The following is an 11585-nucleotide window of genomic DNA, read 5'->3' as shown; positions in this document are numbered from 1 at the left end:
CACCCGCTACGACAAACTCGCCCGCCACTACCAGGCCCTGGTCACCATCGCCTGCCTACAACTCTGGCTCCCCTGACATTGCGGACACGACCTAGAACACCGGCCCTCACTGCTCGAGCGGGCCGGCCGGTGCCGGCCGGCCCGCGGCCAGGGCGGTCAGTCCCGCCTGCGCCTCGTCCCGTACGTCCGCGGGGACGCGGTCGTCGAGGGCGAGCACGGCGCGGTACTCGGCGGCGGCCTCGGCCGTCTGGCCGAGGTGGGCCAGGGCCTGGCCCAGGTGAAGACGGACCTTGCCCGCCTGCCGGTGCCAGCCGCGGGCGTCGAACTGCCCGCGGATGGAGCGCAGCGCGTCGGCCGCCTCCTGCCAGTGTCCCTGGCCGAGATGGACGAACGACACCGAGTAGACGGCGGACAGCAGGGTGAAGTCCCGTACGTTGGGCGGGATCCGGTCGTGGTGACGGGGATCCGCGAGAGCGTCCAGGATGCCCTGATAGGTCTCGACCGCCGCCCGGGCCCGGCCCGCCCCGCGCAGCACCCTGATCACCCCGCAGGACACCTGCAGATAGCCGGTGACGTCGTCCGCCTCGGTGAACAGCTCCAGGGCGCGGTGGTAGTGGTCGGCGGCGGGCGGCATGTCGCCGACGACGTCCCGCAGCCAGCCGAGATAGGCATGGGCCCACGCCTGCTGGAGGATGTTCCCGGCAGCGCCGGCGAGCCGCAGCGCGGCCGTGGCAGCCTCCACCGCCTCGTCGTGCCGGCGGGCACAGGCCCAGTACGCCCAGGCGAGGTAGTTGCGGTGGGTCGCCTCCAGACCGGCGTCGTCCAGCGCGGCCCCGGCCGTCGCGGCACGCTCGTACACCTCGGTCCAGTGGCCCCAGGACACCCAGTGGTCGGAGAACCAGTGCATGGCCTCCGCGACCTCGACGACCCGCGCGTGCTCGCCCCGCTCCGCGGCCTCGCGGAACGCGGCCAGCCAGGCGTCGCCCTCCGCCTTGATCCAGCGCGCCGCCTGCTCACGGTCGTCCAGGGCGACCAGCCGGCCGGGGTCCGGCGCGGGCATGCCGTAGTCCGGCTCGTACCAGCGGCCCGCGAGGACGGCGGTCTCCAGCAGCCAGTGCCGCAGCCGGGACCGCGCGGCGAGCGACCTCTCCTCCCCGTCCTCCAGGCGGTGACGGGAGCCCGCGTACAGCCGGAGCAGGTCGTGCAGACGGTAGCGATCCTGACGGGACGTCATCAGCAGCCCCGCCTCCAGCAGTTCCTCCAGAAGGTCCTCGGCGTCGGGCAGCGGGACACCCGCGAGCACCGCGGCCGGCGCCACGCTGAAGTCCCCTCCCGGTACGAGGGACAGCAGCCGGAACATCCGGGCGGCCTCGGGGGCGAGACGGGAGTAGGAGAGCGCGAAGGCGGAGTTGACCCGCAGGTCGCCCGCGCTGAGCGCGTCCAGCCTGCGGTCCGCGTCGGCGAGCCGGTCCGCGAGGCGCCGCAGACTCCAGTTGGTGCGGGTGGCGGCCCAGTTGGCGGCCACCCTGAGGGCCAGCGGCAGATGCCCGCACAGCTCGGTCACGACGTCCGCCGCGTCCGGCTCGGCGTCCACGCGCCCGGTGCCCACGACGGCCCGCAGCAGGGCGGCGGACTCCTGCCGGCTCAGCCCGCCGAGTTCGACGCGCCGCACCCCCTCCAGACCGGCGAGGGCACGGCGGCTCGTCACCACCACGAGCAGCCGCCCCTCGCGCGGCAGCAACGGTCTGACCTGGGCCTCGCCGCCCGCGTTGTCCAGGACCAGGACCGCGCGGAGCCCGGCGGTGATCTCCTGGTAGCGGGCCAGCCGCTCCTCTGCGCTGAGCCGGGCCAGTTCGGCGTCCCCCACGCCCCACGAGCCCAGCAGCCCCGACACGGCCTGCTCCGCGGGGAGCGGCCGCTCGTCCAGCCCCCGCATGTCCACCAGGTACGCCCCGTCGGGGCAGGACGGCGCCAGCTCATCGGCCAGCCGGACCGCCAGCGTCGTCTTGCCGCTTCCGGGCGGGCCGGACACCACGGCCGTCGGCGGCACCCTTGACCCCGGGTCCGGCGAGGGCCCGGTGTCGGCGGCCTCCCGCGCGAGGGCGCGCAGCACGGCCAGTTCCCCATGCCGGCCGACGAAGTCAGCCACGCCCCTCGGCAGGGTGTGCGGCGAGGCCTTGCCGGACCCGGCGGTCCGCGCGCGGGGACGGGCGGCGCGGGCGGCGCCCAGGAGTTCCGCGTGCGCCGCCTCGTCCAGTTCCAGGCCCTGGGCGAGCGCGGTGACGGTGCCACGGTGCGGACGCCGGCTCTTGCCCCGCTCCATGTCGCCGATGGCGCGCCCCGAGACCCCGGAGGCCTCGGCCAGCTCCTCGATCGTCAGCCGACGGCTCTGCCGCAACTCGCGCAGCAGCCGTCCGAACGGCGCCGCGATCCCCACCCCGGTGTCCACCGCGCGATGATACGCGCGGCGGCCGGTACCCCCGGCCCGGCCGGGAGCGGCACCCGCGGCGGCGGGGCAGCGGACCGTGCCCGCCGCCCCGGCGGGATCAGCCGGCGGCGTGGGCGCCGATGACGGCCTGCGCGTAGACGATGCCGAGGCCGTAGGCGCCGCCGTACTCCTTCACCACCTCCGTCACCGCGCCGTACGTCTCGGTGCGGGCCCAGTCACGCTGCAGCTCCAGGAGCACCTGCACCCAGGTGACCGGGACGGCCCCGGCCTGGACCACGCGCTGCACCGCGTGGTCGTGGGCCTGCGGGGTGACGCCCCCGGACGCGTCGGTGACCACGTAGACCTCGTAGCCCTGGGCGAGCGCGGAGAGCGCGGGCAGGACGACGCAGACCTCGGTCCACAGACCGGCGATGACGAGCTTCCGCCGCCCGGTGGCCTTGACCGCCTCGACGAACGCCACGTCCTCCCAGGCGTTCATGGAGGTGCGGTCCACGGGCTTCTGCCCGGGGAAGACCTCCGCCAGCTGCGGCAGGAGCGGGCCGGAGAACGACTCGGCGGCCACGGTGCTCAGCACGACCGGCACGTCGAAGGTCCGGGCGGCCCTGGCCAGACCGACGGTCGCGTTGATGATGGCGGTGCGGTCGCCGCTGCCGGTGCCGAAGAACATCTGCGGCTGGTGGTCGACGAACAGCACCGCGCAGTTGTCCGGGGTGAGCAGGTCGGGGCTGGGGGCGGCGGTGACGTCGGTGATGCTGACCATGGTCGGTGTCCTCCGGGAAGCGTGACTCCGGCTCGGATCTCGGCCGGTTCGCTCGTCACGCTAGGCACGCCGGACCAGTGCCGGAGGGGTTCCGGGCCGCCCGTGCACGGAGGGGACAGCAGGGGTGCGCCCGGGGGCAACTTCCGGGCGTCAGCGCACCCAGCCGGTGTAGCGGTTGCCGCCGCCGCGGGTCGACTCGGCGGAGCGGGCCCGGGTGCCGCCGCTCTCCACGGCGGCGTTCACCGCGCGCACCAGCCAGGCGTTGACCGACAGGCCCTCGCGTGCGGCGGCCTCCTCGGCGCGCCCCTTGAGAGGGGCGGGCAGGCGCAGATTGATCCGCGCGGTGGTGCCGTCGTCGGCGTCGGCGGGCACGGGGGCCGGTGCCCTCGGTGGCTCCGGGCGCGGGTCCGGCTCCTCGAAAGCGCCGCCGGCCGGCGGCGGTGTCACGACGAAGGCGGGGTCGAGCCCGCGCAGCCGTACGTCGACCGAGCCGGGGGCGAGTTCGCGTGTGACCTCGTCCATGGCGGCGGACAGCACGATCAGCAGGGTCAGGCGGGCCGCCGACTCCAGCGGAGCGGTCAGCCGCTCGGCCAGTTCGCGGGCGTCCTCCCCACCGGCTTCGGCAGCCACCGCGAGTTCCCGGCGGCGTGTGTCGACATAGGGCGTGAGGTCCATGGCGGCATGATGGCGTCAAGGTGGCGCCATGAGAAAACCCCAGCTCGAAGGAGCTGGGGTTTCCCCATCCGATGTGCCTCACACGAAGGCGCTCTGGCCCGTGATCGACTTGCCGACGATCAGGGTGTTCATCTCGCGGGTGCCCTCGAAGGAGTAGATGGCCTCGGCGTCGGCGAAGAACCGGGCGATGTCGTGCTCCAGCAGGATTCCGTTGCCGCCGAAGATCTCCCTGCTCCAGGCGACGACCTCCCGCATCCGGGAGGTGACGAACGCCTTGGCCAGCGCGGAGTGTTCGTCACGGAAGATACCCGCGTCCTGCAGCCGGGCGAGCTGCACCAGCATGCCCCAGGACGCCGTGATGTTGCCCAGGCTCTTGACCAGCAGGTCCTGCACCAGCTGGAAACCGCCGATCGGGCGGCCGAACTGGCGGCGCTCCCGGGCGTAGTCCAGGGCGAGTTCGTAGGCGCCGACCATCACACCCAGCGCCTGCCAGGCCACTCCGCTGCGGGTGGCGCGCAGGATCTCGGCGACGTCCCGGAAGGAGTTGATGTTCCGCAGGCGGTTCGCCTCCGGCACCCGGACCTCGGTCAGCGTGATCTCGGCGTTCTCCACGATCCGGAAGGCGATCTTGCCCTCGATCTTCACCGGCTCGAAGCCGGGCGTGCCCTTCTCGACGACGAAGCCCTTGACGTGGTTGTCGTCGACATCGCGGGCCCAGACCACGACGTAGTCGGCGAAGGTCGCGTTGCCGATCCACTTCTTGGCGCCGTTCAGCACCCAGCTGTCGCCCTCGCGCCGGGCGGTGGTGCGCATGCCGCCCGCTACGTCGGAGCCGCCGAGCGGTTCCGTCATGGCGAACGCGCCGATCTTGTCCATCGCGGCCATCTCCGGGAGCCAGCGGTCCCGCTGCTCCTGGTCGCCGCCCGAGTGGACGGAGTACATCGCCAGGCCGTTGTGGACGCCGAAGAAGGTGGACACCGAGGCGTCGGTGCGGGTCATCTCCAGGGCGAGCATGCCGCTCAGGAGGTTGCTCACGGCCGGGCGGTGTTCGCCGTAGCCCTCGTAGGGGAGTCCGGCCAGGCCGCTGTCACGGAACAGGGAGATGAGCTCCGTGGGGAACTCGCCCCGGGCCCAGTTCTCGTTCACCAGCGGCTTGACCTCGTCCCGCATGAGGGCGCGGGCCTTGCGGAGGATCTTGCGCTCCTCGTCCGGCAGCAGGGCCTCGTAGCCGTAGAAGTCGGCGGTCAGCTGGTCGTCGAGCGGTTCCATGAAGGTGGTCATCTCAGTTCTCCTCCTTGTCGGCGCCGTCCAGGGCGGACAGCACGGCGAGTTGCCTGCGGTCGCGCGTCTCGGTGAGTTCCGGGTACGTGGAGGAGCCGTAGGCCTTTTCCACGGCTTCGATGAGCCGTTCCTGTTCTTCCTTGTTCTGCGACGGGGTGCCGAGCTCCATCTGCCGCATCGACGCGCCGATGTGCTCGACGAGGTGCCGGTAGCCGCCGGGGCCGCCGCCCAGGTGCGAGCCGAGGAACGGCCCGACCGTGGCCCAGCGCAGGCCCAGCGAGTTCGTCATCACCTTGTCGAGGTCCTCGGGGGTCACCACGCCCTGCTCGACGAGGTACACCGCCTCGCGGCTGAGGGCGTTCTGCAGCCGGTTCCCGACGAAGCCGGGGACCTCCTTGCGCTCGACGACCGGGGCGCGGCCGACCGAGGTGTAGAAGTCCACCGCGTCCTGCACGGCGTCCTCGCCGGTGCGTTCCCCGGGCACGACCTCGACGAGCGGGACCAGGTGCGGCGGGTTGAAGGGGTGGCCGATCAGGACCCGGGCGGCGGCCTCGTCCGGCAGTTCGCGTGTGAACGCGCTGGACGGGATCGCCGACGAGGAGCTGAGCAGCAGCGCGTGGTCGGGGGCCTCGCGGACCAGCGTGGCGAACAGGTCCCGCTTGAACTCGACCCGCTCGGGGCCGTTCTCCTGGACGACGTCCGCGTCCCGGACCGCCTCGGCGACGTCGGCCGCGAGGTGCACCCGGTCGGCGAGGCCCGTCACGTCCAGGCCGCGGGCGGCCAGCTGCGGGGCGTTGCGGTCCAGGGCCTCGGCGACGGCCTCGGCGAGGTCGGGCCGCGGGTCGGTCACCTCGACGGTCAGGCCGTGCGCGGCGAACAGCGTCGCCCAGGACAGTCCGATGGTCCCGGCGCCGATCACGGCGGCCGTGCGGAAGGCGCGGGTCATGACAGGGCTCCCTTCAGGTAGTCGTGCACCGGCTCGACGCCCGCGAGCGTCAGGTCGGTGAGGATGTGGCCGGCGGAGACGACCTCCAGCACCGGCAGGTCGGCCAGCGGGGCCAGCACGTGCTGGAAGAGCTGGAGCCGGGCGGGGCCGGTCCAGGCCTCCTTGACGGTGAGGTCGGTGATGCGGGTGCGGACGAGTTCCTGCACACGCGGCAGACCGTCGTAGCCGGGAACGGTCTTGAGCATGAAGGTCGGCACGCTGATCTGTGCCGCCGCCTCGTCCCGGTCCAGCTCGTGGTGCTTGTAGCCCATGGTCGCGGTGGCGACCCGCTGCCCGCCGTGGTCGAGGGTGCCGACGAGCGCGCCGGTGTCGACGTGGAGCGCCGGGGAGCCCATGACCTTCGGGTAGGCGGAGACCTCGCGGCCGGACGCGGTCGCCGGGAAGTTGTCGAGGTACATGGCGTGCAGGTATTCGCCCCGCTCGCCCTCGAAAGTGACGGGGATCGCCTGGCCGGCCTCCGTGTAGGGGCCGTAGCCGCTGACGTCGCCCATCTTCATGACCTCGAACCGGACCAGCGGATCGTCGATCCGCAGCGGCTCCGGGACGACCGCCCGCAGCGCCTCGGGGTCGGTGCGGTAGACGACGTTGAGGTACTCCCGGTCGGTGAACCGCGGCACCGTCGGCGCGTACGCCGGGCTGGTGAGGGGGGTGGTGACGTGCTGCCGTACGTCCTCGGCGCGCATGGTGCCTCACCGTCCCGTCCACCGCGCGGGGCGGCGCTCGGCGAAGGCCGTCATGCCCTCGCGGACGTCGGCCGAGGCCATCAGGGTCTTCATCTGCTCGCGCTGGAAGGCGAAGGCCTCGGCATCGGGCGCCCCGTCGGCGGCGCGGACGACGCGCTTGACGGTGGCCAGTGCGAGCGGGGCGTTCTCCGCGAGCCGCTCGGCCAGCCGCAGCGCCTCGGCGACGGCCTGGCCGTTGCCGGTGACCCGGCCCGCCAGGCCCAGTTCGCCCGCGCGGCGGCCGTCGACGGGCTCGCCGGTCAGCAGCAGTTCCATGGCCAGGTGGTGCGGGATGCGCTTGGGCAGCCGGATCACACCGCCGCCCGCCGCGATCAGCCCGCGCTTGACCTCGGGCAGACCGAACCGGGCGTCCTCGGCCGCGACGATCAGGTCGCAGGCCAGGGCCAGTTCGAAGCCGCCGCCCATGGCGAAGCCCTCCACGGCGGCGATCAGCGGCTTGGCCGGCTCGGACTCGGTGAGGCCGCCGAACCCGCGGCCCTCGACCTCGGGCGACTCGCCGCGCAGCGCCGCCTTGAGGTCCATGCCGGCGCTGAAGGTCCCGCCCTCACCGGTCAGGACACCGGCCCGCAGCGCGGGGTCGGCATCCAACTCGTCCAGTGCTGCGGCCAGTTGCGCGGCCACCGCCGCGTTCACGGCGTTGCGGGCCTCGGGCCGGTCGAGGGTGATCAGCAGGGCGGAGCCGATGCGTTCGGTCCGTACGACAAGGGTTTCGGGGGTGCTCATGGCTGTCCTTCTGTCTTTCTGTGACGGCCGTGGGGGAGCGCGGGCCGTTCCCCGACGGCGAGTTGGGGGGAGCGGGTGGTGGCGCTCAGCGGGCGGTGTCGAGTTCGGCGAGGACGTCCTCGGTGTCCTGGCCCGCGACCGGTGCCAGCCGGCGGATCGAGCCGGGGGTCGCGGAGAAGCGCACGGGGATGCCGATGGTGCGGACGGTGCCCTCGGTCGGGTGCTCCGCCGTGTCGAGCAGGTGGCCGTCACGGACGTAGGGGTCCTCGTGGGCGTTCTCCAGCTCCAGTACCGGGGCCATCGGGATGCTGTGCTTGGCGCAGACCTCCGCCCACTCCTCGGTGGTCAGCGCCGGGGCGCACACGCCGATCAGCTCGGCCAGGTCCTCGTGGTCGGCGCTGTCGATGGCGTCCCCGCCGACCCGCGGGTCCTCGGCGAGGTCCGGGCGCCCGGCGGCCGAGAAGAAGTCACGGTAATTGCGCGGGTTGTACGGGATGACACACGCCAGGCCGTCCTTGGTGCGCACCGCCTTGTGGCCCTTGAGCATCGACAGCGGGAAGCCGGTGGGGCCGCTCTCGGGCACGTGGGTGTGGCCCGCCAGGTGCTCGACCAGGTTGAAGGCGATCAGCGTGTCCGTCATCGGGATCTCGACCTGCTGGCCCCGGCCGGTCCGGTCGCGGTGCAGCAGGGCCGCGAGCACGCTGTAGGCGATGGTCAGGGAGGAGACCTTGTCGCCGATGATGGTCGGCAGGTAGACGGGCTCGCCCAGTGCGCGGTCGGCGATGTCGACCAGGCCGGACGCGGCCTGCACGGTCTCGTCGTAGGCGGCGTGACCGGCGCGGTCCGAGTCGCCCCGGAAGCCCTGCGCGTGCGCGTAGACGAGCCGCGGGTTGCGGGCGGCGATGTCGTCGTACGACAGACCCAGACGGTGCAGCGCGCCGGGCCGCATGTTCGTGATCAGCACGTCCGCGGTGTCGACCAGTTCGAGCGCGCGCTCCCGGTCGGTCTCGTCCTTGAGGTTGAGGGCCACGCTCCGCTTGTTGCGGTTGACGTTGAGGTTCAGCGGGGTCATGCCCGGCGTGGTGCGGTAGTGGCCCACGCGGACGGTGTCGGCGGGCGACTCGATCTTGATCACGTCGGCGCCCAGGTCACCGAGGATCTGGGCGGCGTACGGGCCCATCACCACGGTCGAGAGGTCGATCACGCGCACGCCGTCCAGAGGGCCGGCGGTGGTGTCCGTGATTTCCGTCATCGTTACCTTCACTCCTAGCTTCGCCGCATGTGTGTATCTGGAAACTAAGTTAGCAAGGGTGGATCTCGAACGGAATGACCAAATAGCGAAAAGCGGTATGACCGCAGTGGTCATACCGCTTTGTGTCGGGTTTTCTGGGAATTCAGGCGCGAAGTCGATCGGAGAATACTTCGCGCGCTGCTGTCACTACTTCATCCAGGTCACCGCCGTCGGCGCGGTCCTTGCGCCAGAACAGACCGGTCTCCAGTGTCGGATTGAAATCCGAAAAGGGGAGAACTGTCACATTGTCCAGACGGTAATTCTGGACGGGGCTTCTTGCGTCCAGCATCGAAATGGAGAATGCCAGTCCACTGGCCACTATCTCGGAAACTCCGTCGAAAGTGACGCTGCTGAGTTCGATCCGCTTCTTGATGCCGAGATCGGACAGCTGCTGGTCGAGTCCGCGGAAATACGCGTTGGTCACGGCCGTGGGGGAGCCCGCGTAGGCGAGCTCGGCCAGCTCGGCCAGCGCCACCGACTCCCGCCCCGGGAAGCGGTCTCTGGGCACGACCGCGCCGAGCCGCTCCGACATCACCGGCAACTGTTCCAGGGCGGGGTCGCCGCCGACCGGCAGCCGGGCCAGTGTCAGCGCGAGCCGTCCGTCGCACACCGCGTCGACCAGCCGGTCGGTGCCGCCCGGCCAGCGTTTGATCTCGAACCGGTCGCCGACCCGCTCGGCGAGGGCGTCCATCCGCTCGCGCAGGTCCGGATGGATGCCGCTGGGGACACCGAGCAGCAGCGTGGTCCGCTGCGGCCGGGCCGTCTCGTCGAGACGCCACCGGATGGAGTCGACCTGTTCCAGGACACCGCGCGCGATCGGCAGCAGTGCCGAGCCGGCCGGAGTGAGCCTCACTCGATGCGTGTCGCGGTCGAACAGCCGGTGCCCGAGTTCGCCCTCGAGGTCCTTGATCCGCCGGCTCAGCGGGGACGCCGCCATGTGCAGTTTGCGGGCCGCGGTGGAGAAGTTCAGTTCTTGGGCGACGGCGACGAAGTAGCGCAGGTGTAGGAGCTCCACGCGGCCCACCCTAGCGACCGCGTATCCGGATGACGGGACCTCACCCGCCCTGCGGGTGCGTCCCGGGCGCGGAATCCTCGGCCCCGGACCCGCCCCCGCCCCCGGCCCGGGTCCGGCGTGCGTAGGCGCGGGCCGCGCGTGCGCGGTCGCCGCAGCGTGTCGAGCACCAGTGGCGGCGGCCGTGCCGCAGCAGGTAGCGGCCGCAGGGCGGGGAGCCGCAAGCGGTGAGCCGCTCGGCGTCGGGCCCGGTGAGCAGGTCGGCGGCGTCGGCGGCGAGGGTCGCGAGGGCGTGGTCGACGATCTCGGTGGTGGGGTGCGGGGGTGTGCGGTAGGGGCCGTTGTCCTCGTCCCACTGGAGCAGTGAGGCGGTGGGCACCTTGGTCATGGCGTCATTGACGGCGGAGAGGGCGGCGGGCAGGGCCGGCGAGGCCTCGACGCGGGAGGCGAGCAACGACCTGATCTGTTCGCGCAGCGACCGCAGTTGTGCCGTGCACATCTCCCGGAGGCCCGCGTCCACGGGGGCGAGGTCACGGTCCGCCAGCCACTGATTCGCCTGCTCCGGTGTGCCGAGGAAGTCGGTGAACCTGCCGCCGGGCGACGCGATGACGCTGTTGGCGAAGGCGAGGGCCGCGTACTGCTCCTCGCCGGGCGCGGGGGGCACGGCGGGTTCGACGAATCCGGCGGGCGCGGCGGCGACGTTCACATCCATGGCTCTCATGGTACGGCCCGCCCCTATCCGTGAGAAGCGTGCTACCGTCTCTCACGGATAAACCGATCCCATCCGTGAGGTGTTTCCCTGTGGCTTCTTCAGTGACGACCCGTGAGCAGTTCCCTGTCCGCGTCTTCGGCGGCCCGACCGCTCTCTTCGAGTACGGCGGCCTGCGGTTCCTGACCGACCCCACCTTCGACGCCCCCGGCGACTACCCGGAGTCGGACGGCCCGGTCCTGACCAAGACCGCCCCCGCCTCCGGCAGCCCCGCCGAACTCGGCCCCGTCGACGTGGTTCTGCTGTCCCACGACGAGCACGCCGACAACCTCGACCGAGCCGGCCGGGCCCTGCTCGCCGGCATACCGCTGACCCTCACCACCCCCGGTGGCGGCAAGCGCCTCGGCGGCACGGCCAGGGGGCTGGCCGACTGGGAGTCGGTCGAGCTGGACCGCCCCGGCGGCGGCACGGTCACCGTGACCGGCGTTCCCGCCATCCACGGCCCCGGCGCGCGCGAGGAGACCGAGGCGATCACCGGACAGGTCGTCGGATTCGTCCTGACCGGAGACGGACTGCCCACCGTGTACGTCAGCGGTGACAACGCCTCCCTCGACGCGGTCAGGGAGACCGCCGAACGCCTCGGGCCGGTGGACACCGCCGTCCTCTTCGCGGGCGCGCCCCGCTTTGCCGGCCTCTTCGACGGAGGCGCCCTCGTGCTGGACAGCGCCCAGGCCGCCGAAGCCACCCGGATCCTCGGTGCCCGCCGTGTCGTCCCCGTCCACTACGACAGCTGGACCCACTTCACCGAGGGCCGCGACGCACTCCAGGCCGCCTTCATCGCCGCGGGGCTGGCCGACCGCCTGGACTGGGGGCACCCGGGCTGATCGCGGGCATCGCGGCAGCCGGGTTCCGTCGTACCGTGAATGCCGAACGTGA

General features: G+C 72.3%; 11 protein-coding genes. 1 reads left to right on the top strand and 10 read right to left on the bottom strand.

All coding sequences use genetic code 11. From position 1 onward, the window contains the following. Positions 1-106 precede the first annotated feature (106 nt). The 10 genes from ACFZBT_RS36920 to ACFZBT_RS36875 form a co-directional block, all read right to left on the bottom strand. Positions 107-2449 (bottom strand): helix-turn-helix domain-containing protein, encoded by a 2343-nt coding sequence (locus ACFZBT_RS36920; protein WP_391113584.1) that lies wholly within the window; start codon positions 2447-2449, stop codon positions 107-109. Between the two features lie 97 nt (positions 2450-2546). Further along, positions 2547-3209 (bottom strand): isochorismatase family protein, encoded by a 663-nt coding sequence (locus tag ACFZBT_RS36915; protein ID WP_391113581.1) that lies wholly within the window; start codon positions 3207-3209, stop codon positions 2547-2549. A gap of 150 nt (positions 3210-3359) precedes the next feature. Beyond that, positions 3360-3884: a hypothetical protein gene (locus ACFZBT_RS36910; protein WP_391113578.1), complete on the bottom strand. Its 525-nt coding sequence runs from the start codon at positions 3882-3884 to the stop codon at positions 3360-3362. A gap of 78 nt (positions 3885-3962) precedes the next feature. Continuing rightward, positions 3963-5165, bottom strand: coding sequence for an acyl-CoA dehydrogenase family protein (locus ACFZBT_RS36905; RefSeq protein WP_391113575.1), 1203 nt, complete (start codon positions 5163-5165; stop codon positions 3963-3965). Between the two features lies 1 nt (position 5166). Then, the gene (locus ACFZBT_RS36900) at positions 5167-6111 is read right to left on the bottom strand and encodes a 3-hydroxyacyl-CoA dehydrogenase NAD-binding domain-containing protein (RefSeq protein ID WP_391113572.1); all 945 of its coding nucleotides are present in this window, start codon (positions 6109-6111) and stop codon (positions 5167-5169) included. Then, complete coding sequence (locus ACFZBT_RS36895) at positions 6108-6854, bottom strand: acetoacetate decarboxylase (protein ID WP_391113569.1); 747 nt, start codon at positions 6852-6854, stop codon at positions 6108-6110. The genes ACFZBT_RS36900 and ACFZBT_RS36895 overlap by 4 nt, the downstream gene beginning before the upstream one ends. Positions 6855-6860: 6 nt before the next feature. Next, positions 6861-7637 carry a crotonase/enoyl-CoA hydratase family protein gene (locus ACFZBT_RS36890; RefSeq protein WP_391113567.1) on the bottom strand — a complete coding sequence of 259 codons (777 nt, stop codon included), beginning with the start codon at positions 7635-7637 and terminating at the stop codon, positions 6861-6863. 85 nt (positions 7638-7722) lie between these two features. Next, positions 7723-8889, bottom strand: coding sequence for a CoA transferase (locus tag ACFZBT_RS36885; protein WP_391113564.1), 1167 nt, complete (start codon positions 8887-8889; stop codon positions 7723-7725). A 142-nt stretch (positions 8890-9031) separates the two neighbouring features. After that, positions 9032-9943, bottom strand: a complete 912-nt coding sequence (locus ACFZBT_RS36880) for a LysR family transcriptional regulator (RefSeq protein ID WP_391113592.1) — start codon at positions 9941-9943, stop codon at positions 9032-9034. A gap of 40 nt (positions 9944-9983) precedes the next feature. After that, positions 9984-10661 carry an ABATE domain-containing protein gene (locus ACFZBT_RS36875; protein WP_391113561.1) on the bottom strand — a complete coding sequence of 226 codons (678 nt, stop codon included), beginning with the start codon at positions 10659-10661 and terminating at the stop codon, positions 9984-9986. Positions 10662-10741: 80 nt separating this feature from the next. Between ACFZBT_RS36875 and ACFZBT_RS36870 the strand changes: the two genes are divergently transcribed. Next, positions 10742-11533 (top strand): MBL fold metallo-hydrolase, encoded by a 792-nt coding sequence (locus ACFZBT_RS36870; RefSeq protein WP_391113559.1) that lies wholly within the window; start codon positions 10742-10744, stop codon positions 11531-11533. Positions 11534-11585: the final 52 nt, after the last annotated feature.

The sequence above is a fragment of the Streptomyces sp. NPDC008137 genome (assembly GCF_042957035.1).
Taxonomy (GTDB): Bacteria; Actinomycetota; Actinomycetes; order Streptomycetales; family Streptomycetaceae; genus Streptomyces.
Note: the sequence above shows the minus strand (reverse complement) of the source record. Positions and strands in the feature narration are given on the sequence as shown.

Excerpts from the sequence above, each read along its gene's own strand:
- ACFZBT_RS36895 (WP_391113569.1), bottom strand. The coding sequence starts at position 6,854 with ATGCGCGCCGAGGACGTACGGCAGCACGTCACCACCCCCCTCACCAGC.
- ACFZBT_RS36915 (WP_391113581.1), bottom strand. The coding sequence starts at position 3,209 with ATGGTCAGCATCACCGACGTCACCGCCGCCCCCAGCCCCGACCTGCTC.
- ACFZBT_RS36900 (WP_391113572.1), bottom strand. The coding sequence starts at position 6,111 with ATGACCCGCGCCTTCCGCACGGCCGCCGTGATCGGCGCCGGGACCATC.
- ACFZBT_RS36905 (WP_391113575.1), bottom strand. The coding sequence starts at position 5,165 with ATGACCACCTTCATGGAACCGCTCGACGACCAGCTGACCGCCGACTTC.
- ACFZBT_RS36910 (WP_391113578.1), bottom strand. The coding sequence starts at position 3,884 with ATGGACCTCACGCCCTATGTCGACACACGCCGCCGGGAACTCGCGGTG.
- ACFZBT_RS36875 (WP_391113561.1), bottom strand. The coding sequence starts at position 10,661 with ATGAGAGCCATGGATGTGAACGTCGCCGCCGCGCCCGCCGGATTCGTC.
- ACFZBT_RS36885 (WP_391113564.1), bottom strand. The coding sequence starts at position 8,889 with ATGACGGAAATCACGGACACCACCGCCGGCCCTCTGGACGGCGTGCGC.
- ACFZBT_RS36890 (WP_391113567.1), bottom strand. The coding sequence starts at position 7,637 with ATGAGCACCCCCGAAACCCTTGTCGTACGGACCGAACGCATCGGCTCC.